Source organism: Streptomyces flaveolus, from assembly GCF_014648815.1.
In the GTDB taxonomy this organism is placed as follows: Bacteria; Actinomycetota; Actinomycetes; order Streptomycetales; family Streptomycetaceae; genus Streptomyces; species Streptomyces flaveolus.
Window position 1 is genome coordinate 171,566 of sequence record NZ_BMRV01000007.1, and the last position, 16,453, is coordinate 188,018.

14 protein-coding genes are annotated in these 16,453 nt (G+C 73.5%); 6 read left to right on the plus strand and 8 right to left on the minus strand.

Annotated elements, in window-relative coordinates:
• Positions 1 to 26 precede the first annotated feature (26 nt).
• The 5 genes from IEZ05_RS18510 to IEZ05_RS18530 form a co-directional block, all read right to left on the minus strand.
• Positions 27 to 5,192 carry a hypothetical protein gene (locus IEZ05_RS18510; RefSeq protein WP_229869750.1) on the minus strand — a complete coding sequence of 1,722 codons (5,166 nt, stop codon included), beginning with the start codon at positions 5,190 to 5,192 and terminating at the stop codon, positions 27 to 29.
• The gene (locus IEZ05_RS18515; protein WP_189231245.1) at positions 5,189 to 6,043 is read right to left on the minus strand and encodes a DUF4132 domain-containing protein; all 855 of its coding nucleotides are present in this window, start codon (positions 6,041 to 6,043) and stop codon (positions 5,189 to 5,191) included. The genes IEZ05_RS18510 and IEZ05_RS18515 overlap by 4 nt, the downstream gene beginning before the upstream one ends.
• A 73-nt stretch (positions 6,044 to 6,116) precedes the next feature.
• Positions 6,117 to 7,199, minus strand: coding sequence for a DNA polymerase III subunit beta family protein (locus IEZ05_RS18520; protein WP_189231246.1), 1,083 nt, complete (start codon positions 7,197 to 7,199; stop codon positions 6,117 to 6,119).
• An 81-nt stretch (positions 7,200 to 7,280) separates the two neighbouring features.
• Positions 7,281 to 7,937 (minus strand): maleylpyruvate isomerase N-terminal domain-containing protein, encoded by a 657-nt coding sequence (locus tag IEZ05_RS18525; RefSeq protein WP_189231247.1) that lies wholly within the window; start codon positions 7,935 to 7,937, stop codon positions 7,281 to 7,283.
• A gap of 51 nt (positions 7,938 to 7,988) precedes the next feature.
• On the minus strand, positions 7,989 to 9,176 hold the full coding sequence (locus IEZ05_RS18530; protein ID WP_189231248.1) for a phospholipase D-like domain-containing protein: 1,188 nt from the start codon (positions 9,174 to 9,176) through the stop codon (positions 7,989 to 7,991).
• A 211-nt stretch (positions 9,177 to 9,387) separates the two neighbouring features.
• On the opposite strand from IEZ05_RS18530, the gene IEZ05_RS18535 reads away from it, so the two are divergent.
• Positions 9,388 to 9,918: an SRPBCC family protein gene (locus tag IEZ05_RS18535; protein ID WP_189231249.1), complete on the plus strand. Its 531-nt coding sequence runs from the start codon at positions 9,388 to 9,390 to the stop codon at positions 9,916 to 9,918.
• A gap of 39 nt (positions 9,919 to 9,957) precedes the next feature.
• On the opposite strand, the gene IEZ05_RS18540 is transcribed toward IEZ05_RS18535, so the two are convergent.
• On the minus strand, positions 9,958 to 10,824 hold the full coding sequence (locus tag IEZ05_RS18540; RefSeq protein WP_189231250.1) for a LolA-like protein: 867 nt from the start codon (positions 10,822 to 10,824) through the stop codon (positions 9,958 to 9,960).
• Positions 10,825 to 11,169: 345 nt separating this feature from the next.
• Positions 11,170 to 11,604, minus strand: coding sequence for a MarR family transcriptional regulator (locus tag IEZ05_RS18545; RefSeq protein ID WP_189231251.1), 435 nt, complete (start codon positions 11,602 to 11,604; stop codon positions 11,170 to 11,172).
• A gap of 184 nt (positions 11,605 to 11,788) precedes the next feature.
• On the opposite strand from IEZ05_RS18545, the gene IEZ05_RS18550 reads away from it, so the two are divergent.
• The 5 genes from IEZ05_RS18550 to IEZ05_RS18570 all read left to right on the plus strand — a co-directional run bounded on the left by IEZ05_RS18550 (position 11,789) and on the right by IEZ05_RS18570 (position 15,909).
• Positions 11,789 to 12,961, plus strand: coding sequence for a PP2C family protein-serine/threonine phosphatase (locus tag IEZ05_RS18550; protein WP_189231252.1), 1,173 nt, complete (start codon positions 11,789 to 11,791; stop codon positions 12,959 to 12,961).
• Between the two features lie 128 nt (positions 12,962 to 13,089).
• A complete protein-coding gene (locus tag IEZ05_RS18555) occupies positions 13,090 to 13,986 on the plus strand; it encodes an STAS domain-containing protein (RefSeq protein WP_189231445.1) in 897 nt (298 codons plus the stop codon).
• Positions 13,983 to 14,402 (plus strand): STAS domain-containing protein, encoded by a 420-nt coding sequence (locus IEZ05_RS18560; protein WP_189231253.1) that lies wholly within the window; start codon positions 13,983 to 13,985, stop codon positions 14,400 to 14,402. Before IEZ05_RS18555 ends, IEZ05_RS18560 begins: the two co-directional genes overlap by 4 nt.
• Positions 14,402 to 14,845 (plus strand): anti-sigma regulatory factor, encoded by a 444-nt coding sequence (locus IEZ05_RS18565; protein ID WP_189231254.1) that lies wholly within the window; start codon positions 14,402 to 14,404, stop codon positions 14,843 to 14,845. The genes IEZ05_RS18560 and IEZ05_RS18565 overlap by 1 nt, the downstream gene beginning before the upstream one ends.
• Positions 14,842 to 15,909 carry a SpoIIE family protein phosphatase gene (locus IEZ05_RS18570; RefSeq protein WP_189231255.1) on the plus strand — a complete coding sequence of 356 codons (1,068 nt, stop codon included), beginning with the start codon at positions 14,842 to 14,844 and terminating at the stop codon, positions 15,907 to 15,909. The genes IEZ05_RS18565 and IEZ05_RS18570 overlap by 4 nt, the downstream gene beginning before the upstream one ends.
• A 10-nt stretch (positions 15,910 to 15,919) precedes the next feature.
• Here IEZ05_RS18570 and IEZ05_RS18575 read toward each other — a convergent pair whose 3' ends face one another.
• Complete coding sequence (locus IEZ05_RS18575; protein ID WP_189231256.1) at positions 15,920 to 16,423, minus strand: MarR family transcriptional regulator; 504 nt, start codon at positions 16,421 to 16,423, stop codon at positions 15,920 to 15,922.
• Positions 16,424 to 16,453: the final 30 nt, after the last annotated feature.

The window sequence follows — 16,453 nt, forward strand, 5'->3', positions numbered from 1 at the left end:
GTCTTCCGTTGAGCTGGGGACGGTGGTCATCGGCGGCGGCCCTTGCGCGCGGGCCGGGTGACGAGTTCCTCGTAGGCGGGCGCGTCGCCGGCGCGGACCCGGGCCCACGCCCGGGCGAACAGCTCGGGCACCGGCAGCAGCGGCACGGCCCGCATCCCTCCGCGCACCGGGTAGAGACCCTCCTTCCACGTCTCCACCGGCAGTGCGGGGGCCTTGAGGTCGAGCCAGCCGCAGGGCAGGAACAGCGAGCGCCCGGCACGGGACCGCTTGGCCTCCACCACCAGGTCCGTGGCGGCGAGTTCGGCGCGGGCCTTCTTCAGACGAGCGGGCTTCCAGCCGGTCCAGCGGGCCACGTTGCGGTCCGTCGGATCGGGCAGGGCGAGCAGCTGAAGGTAGAGCGCCGCCGCGTCCTCGCCCAGGCCGTGGGTCGCGGCGACCTCGGCGACGAGGTCCGGCGCGCCGACCGCGGGGTCCTGGGCGTAGCCGACGGGGCCCTCGGGGTCCCGGCCGGCGGCGACGGCCCGGGCCGGCTCGTCGCCGAGGAGGGTCCGCAGCGCCCGCAGGCCCGTTCCGCGCGTGGGGCCCACGAGTCCTTCGAGCAGTCCGAAGACGGCGTCGTCCGGACCGGTGAGACCGGCCGGGCGGATCAGGACCATCTCCGCGTCGCCGTGCCAGGGGCGCAGCGCGAGCGCCTCCCCGACCCAGGTCGTGCCGTCCTCGTCGGCGCCGCCGGAGGCGGACAGTCCGTACGCCTTGCGCAGCTCGCCGGCGGTGTACCCGCCCTTCTCGGTCCACCCGACGTTGACGTCGAGCAGCAGCGCGGGGTCGGCGAGGCGGCGCCGCAGCGCGGCCAGGCCGTCCGGCAGTACCGCACGCAGGTGATGGCCGTGGGGCAGGGCGTAGGCCAGGGAGGTGAGGGCGGCGACCGCGCCGGTCAGGTCGTGGTTTCCGGGCAGCGCGGCGGGATCCTCCGCGACCAGCCGGCCGTCCTTGTCCGGCCGCTGCACGGTCGTACGGCAGAGCCACGCGGTGCGGGCCGGGTTGAGAACGGCCTCGGCGTACGCGGTCGGCAGCCCGTCGAGGCAGGCGGCCACGTCCTCGGGCACGCGGACCAGGGAGCCGAGGCGCTCGGCCCACACCCGGCCCGCCGCCCGGGTGTCGGGCCCGGACGTCCACAGGTCGGCCGGGTTCTCGGGCAGCAGGGCGCCGATGAGCGCCGCCCGGTCCTCATGGGTGAGCGAGTGCAGCATGCCTTTGCCCGCGTCGAACCGACGCGGCTTCAGGCCGGTCACGGCCAGCGCGTCGGCGCTGACGTCCGCCGGATGTCCCGCGAGCAGCACCGCGGCCTGGAGGGGGCCGAGGGCCCCGTGTGTCGCCTCGGCGAGCGCGGCAGGCGCCTCGGCCTGCCAGGGCGCGGCGTCCTTCTCCCGGACCAGCCGGGCGACGGCGGTGAGCTCGTCGGCCGTCAGCGCCGGGATGTACCGGGTCTCCCGCTCCAGAACGAAGTGGGCGACGGCCCCGAACCGGCCCGTCGGGTCGTGGTCGAGGGCGAGCCAGTGGACACGGTCGCGGGCGTAGTCGGTGCTCTGGCAGCCGAGCACGACGACGGTACGGCCGTCGCGGCGCATCACCTGACCGATGCGCTGCAGGTTGTCGCGCGGCTCGCTCAGCACGACCTCGCGCAGGGCGTTCCCGGGTGCGGTGAGGAGCCCTTCGGCGAGTGCCTCGAGCAGCAGCAGCAGGGCTTCGCGTTCGGCGGCGGGCAGGGCCGGAGTGGCGGCGCGGTAGGCGAGCGGACGCAGCACGGCCAGCAGCGGCGGCCAGACCAGGCCGATACCGGGGACCGTGTGCTCCTCGCCGTGCCACCCGTCGCCGAGGGCGGCGAGGCGGGCGTGGTCGGGCAGCTTCCGGCCGTCGGCGGGCTTCCCCGACAGCACGTGGTTCACCGCGCGGATCTGCCGGAGCGTGTGCCACTGGTCCCTGCCGCCGTACCCTCCCCACAGCCGGGTCAGGCCGGAGGTGGCCTCACGCAGGATCTCGTCGGTGCCGTGCTCGGGGCGGTAGTCCGCGAACATGCCCTCGAGCAGCCGGCGGTCCGGCTTCGGCTTCTCCACGATCGGTGTCGCGAACGTGGTGGCCTGGCCGGCGACCTGGAGCGTCGTCCGCACCAGGCCGGCCACGCCGGTCAGCATCGCCTGGTCGGTGAGCTCGGGCAGCGAGCGGGACACGGCCCGGCGCACGACGTCGTCGGCACTCGGCACGACGGGCCTGCCGTCGGCGTCCACCGCCGTACCGGTGCCTCCCGGGCCACCGGGGCCCTGGGCGCCGGCCGAGCCACCGGCCGTCCCGGCGGGGCCGTTCGGCGCTCCGCCGGAGCGAGCGGCCGCGGCCACCTGGGCGTCGCGTTCGGCCAGTGCCCGTGCCGCCTCCCGCAGCACCTCGGCCGCCCGCTCGTCGGTGAGGGACCGCAGTACGGCCGACGCGGCCTCGTCCCGGGGACGCAGCGCGTGCCAGAACGCGACCGGCGGCACGAACGGCGTGCCCGCGGCGAACGTCCCGCCCCGCTCGTTCGGCGTGACATGGCCGAGCTCACCGCTCGCGGTGGGGTCGTCCTGGGCGAACAGGGAGATCCGTCGGTGCGCCCGGGCCACGACCGGCTCGGCGCCGCCGGGCAGCCGCAGCGCGCCGAGCGGAACGGCGCGCGTGGCGCGCCGTGACGTGTGCAGCGTGACGGTGCGCCCGTCGGGCGTACCGGTGGTCGTGCGCAGCTCCTCGGCGTCGTCCTCGGACCGCACCCACCGGCCGACGACGGTTCCGTCGGTGCCGAACGGGCTTGTCTCCAGGCCTGGTTGCAGAGGCAGCGTCTCGCACTGGTCCTGCAGCAGCGTCGCGTCGTCCCGGATGCCGGAGCGCAGGAAGGCCGGCAGGGAGGCGCGTCCGTGGGTGCCGGTCTCCGGGTCGTACTCCAGCCACACCCGCTGCCGTCCCTGCCTGCCCTGACGCCAGAACAGCGTGCCGTCCCCGAGGACGGGCCGGCCGGCGGGCAGGACGGTGTCACCGGCGTGCAGGGTGCGACCGCCGGTGACCCGGCCGCCGGCGGGCAGCGGGACCGACGGAGCGCCGGTGCTGTCGCCGTGCCACCCGTGGACCACCTGCTCACCGGTGAGCGTGAGCACCTCGGCAGGCCGTGCCGACCAGTAGCCGTGCTGCTTGCCCTCGTGCCACCACACCACCAGCAGCTCGCCGTCGGTGTAGCGGAACTGCGGGCGCTCCCAGCGGCCCAGAGCGACCGGCAGGCGCAGCTCGTGTTCGAGCACGATGCCCTCCGGACCCACGACGAGCACCTTGCTCCCGCGGCTCAGGATCAGGCAGGGCCAGGCCTCGTTCACGATCAGCGTGTTGTCGCGGTCCTTGCGCGTCTCGGCGTCGAGCAGCCGCAGCGCCTCGTCGAGCGCGGGCCAGCCCAGCTCGTCCAGGACGCCGGCCCGCAGGGTGCGCCCGAGCAGGGGAGCCGTCGCGTACCCGGCGACCCGGGCGACGGCCTCGGGATTGACGCGCGGGGCCACGGAACGGAAGGGGCTCAGCCGGTTCAGCGCCGCACGGGCTCCGGGCAGACCCGTCGCGCCGGTGAGTTCACCGACCGCGCCGTCCAGCCACTCGCGCAGCACGTCGCCGAGCACGGGGTGTCCGGCGAGGTGTTCCAGCGCCCGGGACCCGTTGCGGTCGCCGCCCACCGAGCCGACGGCGCGCAGCAGCAGCGGACGCAGCCGCGGGTCCGCCGCGACCGCGGCCAGGTCGCGCCGTCCGGGCCGGTCGGACAGCACCCACTCGTTCAGCCGCAGATGGACCTCGGTGCCGGGGTCCGGGAGGGCCAGGGGGATGTCCTCGGCGGCGCACAGGTCGAGCAGGTCGACGTCGGCGCCCGCGTGCCGGCGGCCGGTGATCAGGTCGACCGGCCGCCCGTCGGCGCGCAGCCGTGGCGCCATCCGGGCGACGAGGTCCAGGGTGGCCGGCGAGCGGTCGCCGACCGTGCCGCCGTGCTTGCGGTGGGCGGCCCACCGGCTCAGCCAGTCGGCCGCGTCCACGCCCTCGGCGACGCCGTCCGCCTCGTCACCGCCGCCCTCCCCGGTGAGCAGCCGGTCGGCGCCGCACTCGGTCAGCAGGTCCAGCCAGAACTCGTCGGCCTTGGTCGTGCGGTCCAGCCCGGCCGGCATGATCTCCAGCAGCCGCGCCCTTACGCCCGGCCGCTGTTCGGCGAGGACGGTCAGAGTCGCCCGGTAGGCGGTCCAGAAGGAGGCGGGCGCCCGCACGGCGGCGGGCGAGGCGATCAGGTCGGCGACGAGGGCGCACTCGGCCTCGACCCGGGGCAGGCCGGCGGCCTTGATGAGGGTGCGCGCGTCCTGCGGCAGCGACGCGTACGGCGGCATGCCCGCCGCGCAGCGCTCCACGGTCAACTGCCGGAACTGGTCCCACGCGTGAGCGCCGTCGAGCCGCGCGGCGAGGTCCTTCACGTGCTGCTTGAGCGCCTTGACCGTCAGGGCCCCGGCGAAGGCGAACTCCAGGAAGACGGCCCGCTGCCGCTCCTCGTCGACGGCGAGCGCGTGCACCCGCTCGGCGTCGCGGGCCTTGCCGAAGAAGGCGGCGGCGTAAGTGGTGTTGTCGTGCTGGAGGAAGATGCGGGCGGCCTGCTCGTAGAAGGTGGGCAGGAAGTGCGGCACGGCCCGGCCGAGCCGTTCGCCGAGCTCCTCGAAGCCCTCCTTGGCGGTGCCCGGACGGGACTTGGCCTGCCGGGCGAGCCGCTCGACGTCCTTGACGAGGGCCAGGGCGTGATGCCCGTTCGCCGGGTCGTTGACCAGGGCCCACGCGGGGAAACCGAGGGTCTCCCGCCGCACCTGGCCGACCTCGGGCGTCTCCGCCTCCCGGGCCAGTCCCAGGAAGTCCAGCGCGAGGTCCTCGGCGTCGCCGAGGGTGCCCGGCACGAGGCGGACGACGCTGCGGTCGTCGAGGGCGGGGTGCGCGTAGGTGCGGACGGTGAGGGTGTCGGCGTCCTCGCGGCCGGTGCTCCCCGACGGCAGGATCGCGCCCGCTTCCAGCAGGGCGGCGGCCGTCGCGTCGTCGTACGCGCTCGCGCCGGAGCCCGGGGCGGCGGACCGGGGCCCGCCTGCGGTGTTGGTCCCGTGGGTGCCGTTCATGCCGCCCGCTCCTCGTCCTCGATGTCGCGCCCGGCGTACAGCGCCGCGGCCATGCGCATGCCTTCCGACCAGGCCACGGGACCGATCCGGCCGAGCTTCAGCACCTGCCCGCCGGCGTCGGTCCACATCAGGGGACCGGTCTCCGTCTCCTCGTAGCCCTCGTAGTCGCCGACCCAGACCCGGGCCTCGACACCGTGGCCCTCCTCGCGCACGGAGCAGACGGCGTATCCGCCGCGCACGCGGTAGCCGAGCTGGGTGACCCGGCCGTGCAGGAAACGCAGTTCCCTGAACGTGCCGCCCGCGTACTCCTCGACGGAGGTGGCCTCCGCGTCGAGGCCGGCGGGCCGGTGCCAGACCTCGCGGAAGAGCTGCTGGGCCCGCTGCTCGACGCCGAGTTCGACGGCGAACTCCCGCAGCTCCTCCAGGTCGTCGAGGAGAACCGGGTGCGGAAGGCGGACGAGTGCGGGGGCGATGCGCACGGTGTCTCCGTCGAGGTCGACGAGGCCGAGCCCGCGCTCGGGGTCGGCGTCCCGCAGGAACCCGGCGACCTCGCCGTCCGCCCCGGTGACCACGAGGTCGCGCAGGGCGGACCGCCAGGCGGGGTCGGGCCACACCCGGGTGAGGACGTCGAGGGGCACGGGCAGCGACCGCACCATCCACCGCTCCACGTCGGTCAGGCACTGGCGTTCGTGCCGCTCCAGCCACTCGGCGAGCTGCCGGAGCCCGACCACGGCCGGATCGTCCGCGAGCTTGGCGGGCACCGACTTCAGCCGTCGTCCGGCCGCGTTGCGGCACACCACCTTCCCGTCGTCCAGGGCGACCTCGTAGTCCCCGGCCGTCACCCACCCCATACGTGCCTCCCCGCACCGCTGTGATCAAGTGCTGGGAACTCTAGGACAGGCCACTGACAACGCCGTTCGCAGGTCAGTTCTCCAGGCGGACCGGCATCAGCAGCGAGAACGTGTCCGCGTCGTCGGTACGGCGGATCGCGAGGGGCGCGGTGGGAGCGCCGAACTCCAGGATCAGCCGGTCCCGGGCGCCGGCGTCGAGCGCGTGCAGCAGGAACGCGCGGTTCACGGCCACGCGGTCCGGGGCGTCGTCGCCGTCCTCGCAGACGGCCACCGTGCCGTCGTCCGCGACGCGCAGCACGCTGAGGCCGGCCGGAGCGCGGTCCTGCCCGCCGGCCTCGTCCGGGCGGACGGGACCGGTCTCCAACGCCCGCCGGAACGCCGGCACGTCGACGACGGTCCGGCGCCCGGACGGCAGTCGGACGAGGCGGCGGTAGTCGGGGAAGTCGTGCGCGAGGCACTGACCGGCCGTCTGCCGGTCCCCGCTGTCGAGCGTCACGCGGTCACCGTCCACCGTGAGCCCGACGGGTCCCCCGCAGGTCAGCAGTGCCCGCATCGCGTCGGCGAGCGGGGCGGGCACGACGGTCCGCACGCGCGGCCCGTCGTGCCCGGCGGCACCGACGCGCGCCACGGCGAGCCGGTACCGGTCGGTGGCCACGACGCGCAGCGCGCCGTCCTCCAGGTCGAACAGCACGCCGCCGAGCACCGGCAGTTCGGGGTCGGTGCCGGCCGCGAAACGGACCGCGTCCAGCGCGGCGGCCAGCTCGGGCGCGGGGACGGAAAGCCGGACGGTGCCGGCGCGGAGCGACGTCATGGGGTTCTCCCTGTGGTCGAGCAGGACGCGGAGCGTGGAGAACTCGTCGCGGGCGTCGGACAGCCCCTGTTCGAGGCGGCGCAGATGCGCCCGGAGGAGGGTCCGCACCAGGTCGGGGTCCGGGCCGGACCAGCCGGCCAGCACCAGCCGGATGTCGGCTAGCGGCATCCCGGTGCGCCGCAGCCGGGCCAGCACCCGGGCCTCCTCCACCTGTTCCGGCGCGTACCAGCGGTAGCCGGACACCGGGTCCACCCGGGCGGGGACCAGCACACCGGCACGGTCGTAGAACCGCAGGGCGCTCACGCCCAGGCCGCTGTCGCGGGCCGTCTCCCCGATACTGCGCATCTCGCTCTCCACGCCCGTGACCCTGGGCCCTCGACCAGGTCGAGGGTCAACTCCGTCCCGTCGCCCCGGGCCCCGTCGGCGTCAGCCGAGCACGAACGGCAGTCGCGCGGCGAGCCCGCCGAGCGCGGCCTCCTCCGTGCCGGTCGCCGCCCGGCGGCCGGTGCCCACCAGCAGCGCGTCCGTGTCGGTGAACGACGCCGGGAACTCGGCGCCGGCGATCTTCTCCAGTGCCGCGCGGGAGTGGGCCAGGGCCTCCGCCGGCGGCCCCGCCACGTCCGGGAGGTGCGTGACCAGGTCGAGGTGGTGCAGGGTCCACTCCAGGACGTACGCGGTGAGATAGTCACCGGCGGTGAGGACCTCGCCCTGGGTGCTCACCCGGGCGCCGCGGTCGGCGAGTTCGGCGGCCCGGCCCGCGGCGGAACCGACGTCGTCGAGGTGGAACGCGAGCAGTCGCGGGTCCTCGTACGCGGCGGCCAGCCGGACGATCAGCGCGTCGAGGGGGTCCTCACCGGTCGGCGGCCGGTCACCGAGCTTCCAGTAGGACACCGCGTCGACGGTCGGTTCGGTCCCGGCCGGGGTGACGAGCGTGATCAGGACGTCCTGCGCGTCGATGACCAGATGGCACACGAGGTCCCGCACGAGCCAGCCGGCACATCCGGACGGCTTCGCGAAGTCCTCGTCCGGGAGTCCGGCGACGGCGGCGCGCAGCGCCGTCCAGGAGCGTGAGAAGAGATCCACGCCGGCAACGTAGTGCGGTGGCCCGGGCACGGACAAGCCGCGCCCGGGCGTCTACAGGAACCGCCGGACGGGCAGGACCGCGGCTTCCCGCACCCGCTGCAGACCGGCGCGGCGCTTCCAGCGAGCCCGGTCGATGGCGACGCTGCGCTCGAGGTCGGCGTCGAAGTCCCGGTCCAGGCCGGCGGTGAACTCCTCGTCGAGCACGGCGAGCATGACCTCCTCGTCGTGGTCCATGGAGCGCCGGTTGAAGTTGGTGGAACCGATCAGCGAGGCCACCCCGTCCACCGTGATGATCTTGGCGTGCATCATGGTCGGCTGGTACTGGCGGATCGACACGCCCGCGTCGAGAAGCCGTGCGTAGTGGTACTGGCCGGCCAGTTGGCAGGCCCGCTGGTCGGTGTGCGGGCCGGGCAGGAGGATCTCCACCGTCACCCCGCGCCGTGCGGTGGCGCACAGCAGGTCGATGAAGTAGGTGTCGGGGGCGAAGTAGGCGGTGGCCAGGCGGAAACGGTGCTCGGCGGAGGTGAGCATGACCCGGATCAGGGTCTGCATGTCCTGCCAGCCGAAACTGGCCGAGCCGCGTACCACCTGGACCACGGACGTGCCGGGCTGCGTGTGCTCGGTGAACCGGTCTCGGTCGTCGTAGAGGTCGTCGTGGCATTCGGCCCAGTTCTGGGCGAACGCCGCGGCTATGCCGTCCACGGCCGGGCCCCGCACCTTGACGTGGGTGTCGCGCCACTCGTCGGGGGTGCGGGCGTCGCCGCACCACTCCTGGGCGATGCCGACCCCGCCGGTGAACGCCGTGTGCTCGTCGACCACCAGCGCCTTGCGGTGGCAGCGGTGGTTCTGCTTGAACGGCGACAGCCACAGCGGTCTGCGGAACCAGGCCACCTGCACACCGGCCGCGTCCATGCTGTCGAGCAGTTCCCGCTCGATCTCCTTGGCGCCGAACCCGTCCAGCAGCAGCCGCACCCGCACCCCGGCGCGGGCCCGCTCCGCGAGGGCGGCGGCGAAGTCGTGGGCGATGCTGCCCCGCCAGTACACGAACGTCATCATGTCAACCGTGTGCTGCGCCGACCGGATCGTCTCCAGCATGGCCGGGAAGATCTCGTCGCCGTTGCGCAGCGCGGTCAGTTCGTTCCCCTCGGTGGCAGCCACGCCGATGAGTCGCTCCAGACGGCGCCGCAGACGCTGGACGGCGGCCGGACCGGCGCCCTCCGGCCGTTCGGTCGTGGGCATGCGCCCGGGTGCTGAAGCCTGCTCCGGCATCGGTCCTCCACCTGCATCTTCCGCGGCCGTTCCTGTGCTGCCGGGGGCGCCGGAAGCTTAATCCGCACCCCCTACCTCTGGCCACCGGTCCCACGGAGAGCGGCCTCGGCTAGCCTGCGAGCGCGGGCTGCCGCGGGCGCCGGCTCGCGGGGCGGTGCCCGGCGGAGACGGAGGGGACGACATGGACTTCGCGGAGCTTCCAGAGGTGCGGTGCGACGTGCGGATCGGGGCGAGCGTGCCGCGCGTGTGGAACCTGGTGACCGACATCCACCTGCCGGCCCGGCTCAGCCCGGAGCTCCAGCGGGTGGCCTGGCTCGACGGCGCGCTGCGTCCCGCGGTCGGCGCGCGCTTCGAGGGACACAACAGTCACCGTCTGCTGGGTGAGTGGCGCACCGTCTCCCAGGTCGTGACGCTGGACGAGCACCGCGTGTTCGCCTGGGCCGTCCTGGACGAGGACGGCCGCTTCGGGAAGCCGGCCCGTGACCCCGCGCAGGCGCTGGCCTCCTGGTGCTACGAACTCGACGCCGACGGCGACGGCACCCGGCTGTGCCAGACGGCGGTCCTCGGACCGGGGCGCAGCGGCGTCACGCTCGCCGTCGAACACCGCCCGGACCGGAAGGAAGAGATCATCGCCCTCCGCCTGGAAGAGCTCCGTGCCGGGATCGAGGAGACGCTGCACGGCATCAAGGCGCTGGCGGAGCGGACCGGCTGAACAGAGTCCCGAGCAGCCGGCCCCGGCATCGCCGAGCGCTCAGTTCCGTGTCCCGCCGCCCTGCGCCACCTGGCCCGTCACATCGGTCACCTGGCTTGCCGGCGGGGCCTCGGCGTCGACCTCCGTGCCGAAGTCGGAGAACTCCATCAGCGTGCTGACCTTGACCTGTTGGGGCGATGCACTGTTCTCCGGCCGGGCGGAAGCCGGGGCCTCGAGTGCCATGTCGATCTGCTGGCGGCGGATGCGGCCCTCGTCGTCGAGCCAGATCTGCATGGGCAGCGTCGGGCCGATCTGCTTGCCGAGCCGGTCGCCGCCGGGAAGCTTCGCGACGTCGATCGAGACCTTGTAGTGAGTGGTGTCGACGCCGTCGATCTTCTCGGTGCCGACCTCGGAGACGTCCTTGTCGGTGATCGCCTTGGCATAGGCGGCGGACTGGGCGGGGTCACCGATCTGTTGCGGGTTCGCGCCCTGCTGACCTGCCACCCGCTTCAGGTCGATCTTCATCCATGGCTTGCCGCCTGCGGCCTTCTGGCCGGGTGCCTTCTGGTAGAGGACCTGGTCGATCACGCGCTGCTCGATGCTCTGGCCCTCGGCGGTGATGGTCATGGTGCTGTCGCCCTCGGCCAGGTCGAGCGCGCCCTGCCCGTCGGCGGTGACCGACTTGCCGTTCGCGTCGGCCTTCACCTTGATGGTCAATTTCGCCGTCTCGGCCTCGGCCGTCCTGTCGTAGGCGTTGCGCACGGCCGTGGTGTCCTGCTGCCGGGCTCCGGCGGAGCTGTTCGCGCTCGTCGAGGCGGTGGACCCGCCGGCCGCCGGTTCGCCCTCGTCGCCGCAACCCGTCAGGGCGACGCTCCCCATGACGACGGCTGTCGCGATCGCGCCCGCCTTCATCCCCCTGCTCCGCATGCGTGTTCCTCTCTCTGCTCACGATGGCCGACCGTCCCAGTGGTGCCGTCGGCTTTCGCCGCTAGTGCCCGGCGCGGTCGCGAACACGCCCGGGGGTGAAGGGTTGGCTCATTTTCGAGATCTCCGCACAACCGGTGCAGAAGATGCGCTTCAGGGGGTAACCGAGCCACGGAAAGGGCTGCCGAGCAGCATTGTTGCCGTTTGACAACAATGGCCGTGAGGCAACAAAGTAGCCGTGTCGGACTGCGGGGAAGGACCAGGAATGCTCCGGTGGACGGAGAGCGCTCCGTGTGCTGGTCACGATTGCCCGAGGGCGGCAGTGACTCCGGTGCCGCGAACGGTGGTTCAGGCGGTCCGGCTGCCGGAGTCCGGGACGTCGTCGTGCGTCTGTGCCGCCGCTGCGGCGCAGAACGCCTCCAGCCCCTCCAGCAGGGCGACCCGCTTGCCGGCGGGCATGTCCGCCAGCACCCTCCGCAACTCCCTCTCCCTGCGCGCGCGCAGGTCGGCGAGGAACGCGCGGCCCCGGCTGCTGAGGTGCAGCCGCACCTCGCGCCTGTCCTCGGGACTCGTCACCCGCTCGACGAATCCGGCGGCGTGCAGCCGGTCGCACAGTCGGCTGGTGGACGGTGGCGTGGAGGCCAGGGACTCGGCCAGGGTGCGCAGGTTGATGCCGTCGTGGTGCTCGAGGATATGCAGCACGCGCAGCTGGGACGCGGAGGTGGGCGCCGTGGAAGCCCGGCCCCACACGACCTCCAGCAGCTCAACGGCCGTGGTGGTCACACGAGCGACCTCGTCGGGCTCAGGGCGGCGGCGGAAGGCAGTCACGGTCACACTCTCGCAGGCACTGGGGTGCCTGCCAGCGTACTAGGCGCACGCGCTGGTCACCTATGACTCGGGGCGCCCGACGTGGCTCCGCGAGCGGAGCGCGTCCGCTATTCGGCGAAAGACAGGTGTATCTCCCATCATGAACAGATTTGTGGTCGCTGAACGCGCTCTGCGCAGAGCGGCTCCCCACGAGTTGCTCGACGCCATCCGTGCCGTACTGATCGACCAGTACGGCGCGGAGGACGTCGAGCTCTTCATGGCCGATTACGGACTGACCGTGCTTCAGCCGGTCTCCGTGCTGCCGCACACCATGGAGCCGGTGTCGGTGCACAACAGCCCGGCAGGCCGGGCCTTCGGCTCGCAGAGGCCGTACTGCGAGGAGACCCGGGACGGGCGGGCACGCCTGCATCTGCCGGTCAGCGTGCGCGGCGACCGGCTCGGCGTGCTGTCCGTCACCCTGGCCGAGGCCGACGCCGCGCGGCGGTGCGAGTCCGAACTCGCCGAGATCGCCGATGTGCTGGGGCACGAGCTGATGGTGGCGGAGCGCGACACGGACCTGTACGTGCAGGCGCGCCGCAAGGACCGGCTGACCCTGGCCGCGGAGATGCAGTGGCAGCTGCTGCCCGGCCGCTCGTGCTCCCGCCCCGAGTACGAACTGGCGGCTCAGCTGGAGCCGGCCTACGCCATCTTCGGCGACAACTTCGACTGGTCCGCCACGGCCGACCACCTGATGCTGTACGTGACCAACGGCATGGGTGAGGGCATGGAGGCGTCCATGCTGACGAACCTGGCCATCAACGCCCTGCGCAACGCCCGGCGCGCCGGCATCTCCATCGCCGATCAGGCCGCCCTGGCCGACCAGGCCGTCTACGCCCACTACCAGGGGCGCTGCTACCTGTCCGTCCTCATGTTCGACTTCGATCTGGCCGCCGGCCGGGCGAGCGTCGTGGACGCGGGCTCGCCGGAGCTGTGGCGGCTGCGGGGCGGCACCGTGGAGCGCGTCTCCTTCGACGCCCAGCTGCCGCTGGGCATGTTCGAGGAGACCGACTACGTGGTGCAGGACTTCGACGTCGAGCCCGGTGACCGGCTCGTCTTCGTCAGTGACGGCGTTCACGCCGTGGCGTCCCCCAAGGGAGAGGCGTACGGGGAAGCGGCCCTCGCCCGGGCCGTCCACTCGACCAGGTTGCTGCCCGCCGCCGAGGTGCCCCGCGCGATCCTGCGGGAGCTGACCGGTCACCGCGGCGAGGCCGTACCGGAGGACGACGCCCTGGTCGTGTGCCTGGACTGGCACGGGAGGTCGTCGGGCGACTGACGGCCGGGTGCGCCGGGTTGTGACGATCGCGTGTTGTTCGCCTCAGTCCGTCGCGCTCACGTTTGTCATCTGGCAATAATTGCCTCATGGTCCACCGTCCGGTCGGCCACGAGGCACACAGGGAGACGATGCATGTGGCGGAGCACGACACGGCCCCCCGAGTTGCGCAGGATCTGACCCGCTTTCTCGAAACGCGCCGTGAGCAGATCGCCCAGCGGTGGGCGGACGCCCCCCTGTTCCGGGCGGTCTTCACCATCTCGAGGGACGAGGCGGTCGAAGCGTGCAAGGCCGTGGTGGACGCCCTGGCAGACGTGGCCCGCACCGGGCGGCTGGAGGACGTCGGGGCTCCCGGGTTCGGTGCCGTGCGAGACCAGCTCGGCCGGATGTCCGCCTCCCGGAGCCGGGCCGGAATCGCCCCGTCGCACATCGCCGACGAGGTCGCGGGTCTGCGCGAACCGGTCGCGGCGCTGCTGCGGGCCGAGCACGAGGAGCCGGCCGGCGAGCGGGCGCACGCGTGCCTGCTTGCGCTGACGGTCCTGATGGGCACGCTCCGCCTGGTGGTCATGCAGACGACGGTGAGCGCGGGCGAGGAACTGATCGCGCGGCAGCGCGAGCAGCTGCTGGAGGTGGCCACCCCGGTCATCAAGCTGTGGGAGGGCATCGTCGCCGTGCCGCTGATCGGCACGCTGGACAGCGCCCGCAGCCAAGTCGTCATGGAGAACCTGCTGGAAGCGATCGTGGCCGAGCGGTCCCGGTACGCCATCCTCGACATCACCGGCGTACCGACCGTCGACTCGCTCGTCGCCCAGCACCTGATGAAGACGGTCGCCGCGGCCCGTCTGATGGGCGCGGAGTGCATCGTCTCCGGAATCCGGCCCGCCATCGCGCAGACCATCGTCCACCTCGGCATCGACCTCGGCTCCATCGTCACGCGAGCCGGCCTGGCCGACGCCCTGGCCTACGCGCTCGGCCGGCAGGGCATCGTCGTCTCGCCGCGCCCGGTCGCGGGAGCGAGTCCGCGGTGACCGACCTGTTCGCCGCCCACCCCGTGCCCGTGCCGGTGCTCGCACTGGGAGACGTCCTGCTGGTCACCCTCCAGGGAGAACTGCACGACGGGGCGGCCGAACAACTCCAGCACGACGTCGCCCGTCGTATCGCCTCCGGCCCGGCACCGGTGGGCGGCGTCGTGATCGACATCTCCGGCGTGGACTTCGTCGACTCCTTCCTCGGCCGCGTCCTGGCCGAGATCGCGGCGAGCGCGAGCCTGCTGGCCACCCGTACCGTGCTGGCCGGCATGCGTCCCGCCGTGGCCATCACCCTCGTCGAGCTGGGCCTCACCCTGCCCGGACTGGTGACGGCCCTGGACGTGGACGCGGCACTGACCCTGCTGGACCGAGCCCCGTCGTCGGCCCTGCCCGCTCACCCGGAAGAGGGTGCGTGATGCACGCCCCACTCGTTCCGACCACCCGTCTGCCCATCGGCTCGGACGTGGATCTGGGCTGGGTACGACAGCAGGTGCGCCAGACCGCGGCGGGCCTCGGCTTCGGCCTGGTGCAGCAGACGAAGCTGGTGACCGCGGCCAGCGAACTGGCCCGGAACACCCTGGTGCACGGCGGCGGAGGGCACGTGGAGATGACACAGCTCGAGGACGGCGCCGCTCGCGGGCTGCGGCTGTCCTTCATCGACACCGGCCCCGGCATCCGTGACGTCGAGCTGGCCATGACCGACGGCTACACCTCCGGCGGCGGCCTGGGGCTGGGCCTGAGCGGCGCCAAGCGACTCGTCCAGGAGTTCACGCTCGAAAGCCGTCCCGGCCAGGGCACCACCGTCACCCTCACCGACTGGGTCGCCGGCTTCCCCTCGGCCCGCACGGGGGCGCCATGAGCCGGGTCTGGGACATCCCGGTCCACGACAGCACACGGGTGCGGGACGTCCGCGTCGCGGCGGAAGCCGCCTGCGCCCGCATCGGGATGGACATCCGTGCCACGGCGGTCGCGGCGCTGGTGGCCACCGAGCTGGCGACCAACCTCGTCAAGCACGCCGGCGGCGGCCGCATCGTCATCCACCCGGCAGGCCCCGCCGACACCCTCGCGGCGGCCGTGCCCCGCGTACAGATCACCTCGCTCGACCACGGGCCGGGCATCGGCGACGTCCGCGTGGCCCTGCGGGACGGCTCCACGACCGTCGCGTCCTCCCTCGGTGCGGGCCTGGGCACCTGTCTGCGCATATCCGGCGACTTCGACCTCCACAGCCGGCCGGGCCGGGGCACCGTGGCGGTGGCCCGCATCGGCCCCTCGGCGACGCCCGCCGCAGCCGGTCCGCCGCCGGGCGGCTCGCGTCCGGGCGCTCGGGCCGGGGGAATCACCACCTCACTCGCCCATGCCGAGCACTCCGGAGACGCCTTCGCCTGGGCGCGTTCCGGCCCCCGGATCACGCTGATGCTCGCGAACGGGCGCGGCCACGGCGTGGACGCGGCCGAGGCGTCCACCGCCGCCGTCGAGACGCTGCACCGGACCGCGGACCTGCCGCCTGCCGAGATCCTGCGGCTCCTGCACACCGCGCTGCGGGACACCCGGGGCGCGGCCGTAGGAGTGGCGCAACTCGACGAGGACACGGCCCGCTTCTCCTTCGCCGGCGTCGGCGACCTCGGCGCCAGGATCCGCACCGACGGTGAATGGCGGCCCCTCGGTTCCCACCAGGGCGTCGTCGGAGCCCACTTCCCCGCCGAGGTGCCCCTGCGCGAGGCCGCGTGGCAGCCGGACAGCCTGCTCGTCCTGCACAGCGACGGGCTCCCGAACCGTTGGGTGCCCCCGCACGACCCCCGGCTCCTCGACCAGGACCCGGCCGTGGTGGCCGCGGTCGTCCTGCGGGACGCCGGCAGCGCCGCACGTCCCCAGCGCGACGACGCCAGTGTTGCCGTCCTCGCCCCCGGCCGCCGGCACGACTGACACGCTCCGGTCAGTGCTCGGGGGTGTCCGCGTCCGGAACGCCGCGGTTCCGTGCGGCCAGGAAGCCGGGCATGCCGCGGTGCAGGGCCTCCCGGACGGGCGCGTCCATGGCCGCGAGCACGGCGGCCAGCGCGTGTGCTCGGCGCGACGCCACCTCGTCCAGCATCTGCCGGCCGTTCCCGGTGAGGCGCAGTTGCACCTCGCGCCGTTTGCGCGGATGCAGCACACGCTCCAGCAGACCGGCCGCCTCGAGCCTGTCGCACAGCCGGCTGGCGGTCGGCAGCCCCATCTCCATGCGGTTCGCCAGAGCGGTGAGGTTGAGCCCCGGCTCCGACTCCAAAACGCGCAGGGCCCGCAACTGGTGCGGAGACAGGCGCAGGCTCGCCCCCTGAGCGGCCACGGTCCACAGGTTCGTCAAAGACTCCACGGCATCGGCGATCTCCAGCGCGAGGGCGAGGGAGGCATCGCCCGATCCGTCTGCCGAGTCGTCCCCGGAGCCACTGAGGCGAGTCACGAACGCATCACTTTCAACAATCACCTGCCG

Excerpts from the sequence above, each read along its gene's own strand:
- IEZ05_RS18510 (WP_229869750.1), bottom strand. The coding sequence starts at position 5,192 with ATGAACGGCACCCACGGGACCAACACCGCAGGCGGGCCCCGGTCCGCC.
- IEZ05_RS18515 (WP_189231245.1), bottom strand. The coding sequence starts at position 6,043 with ATGGGGTGGGTGACGGCCGGGGACTACGAGGTCGCCCTGGACGACGGG.
- IEZ05_RS18520 (WP_189231246.1), bottom strand. The coding sequence starts at position 7,199 with ATGCGCAGTATCGGGGAGACGGCCCGCGACAGCGGCCTGGGCGTGAGC.
- IEZ05_RS18530 (WP_189231248.1), bottom strand. The coding sequence starts at position 9,176 with ATGCCCACGACCGAACGGCCGGAGGGCGCCGGTCCGGCCGCCGTCCAG.
- IEZ05_RS18535 (WP_189231249.1), top strand. The coding sequence starts at position 9,388 with ATGGACTTCGCGGAGCTTCCAGAGGTGCGGTGCGACGTGCGGATCGGG.
- IEZ05_RS18540 (WP_189231250.1), bottom strand. The coding sequence starts at position 10,824 with ATGCGGAGCAGGGGGATGAAGGCGGGCGCGATCGCGACAGCCGTCGTC.
- IEZ05_RS18550 (WP_189231252.1), top strand. The coding sequence starts at position 11,789 with ATGAACAGATTTGTGGTCGCTGAACGCGCTCTGCGCAGAGCGGCTCCC.
- IEZ05_RS18555 (WP_189231445.1), top strand. The coding sequence starts at position 13,090 with ATGCATGTGGCGGAGCACGACACGGCCCCCCGAGTTGCGCAGGATCTG.
- IEZ05_RS18565 (WP_189231254.1), top strand. The coding sequence starts at position 14,402 with ATGCACGCCCCACTCGTTCCGACCACCCGTCTGCCCATCGGCTCGGAC.
- IEZ05_RS18570 (WP_189231255.1), top strand. The coding sequence starts at position 14,842 with ATGAGCCGGGTCTGGGACATCCCGGTCCACGACAGCACACGGGTGCGG.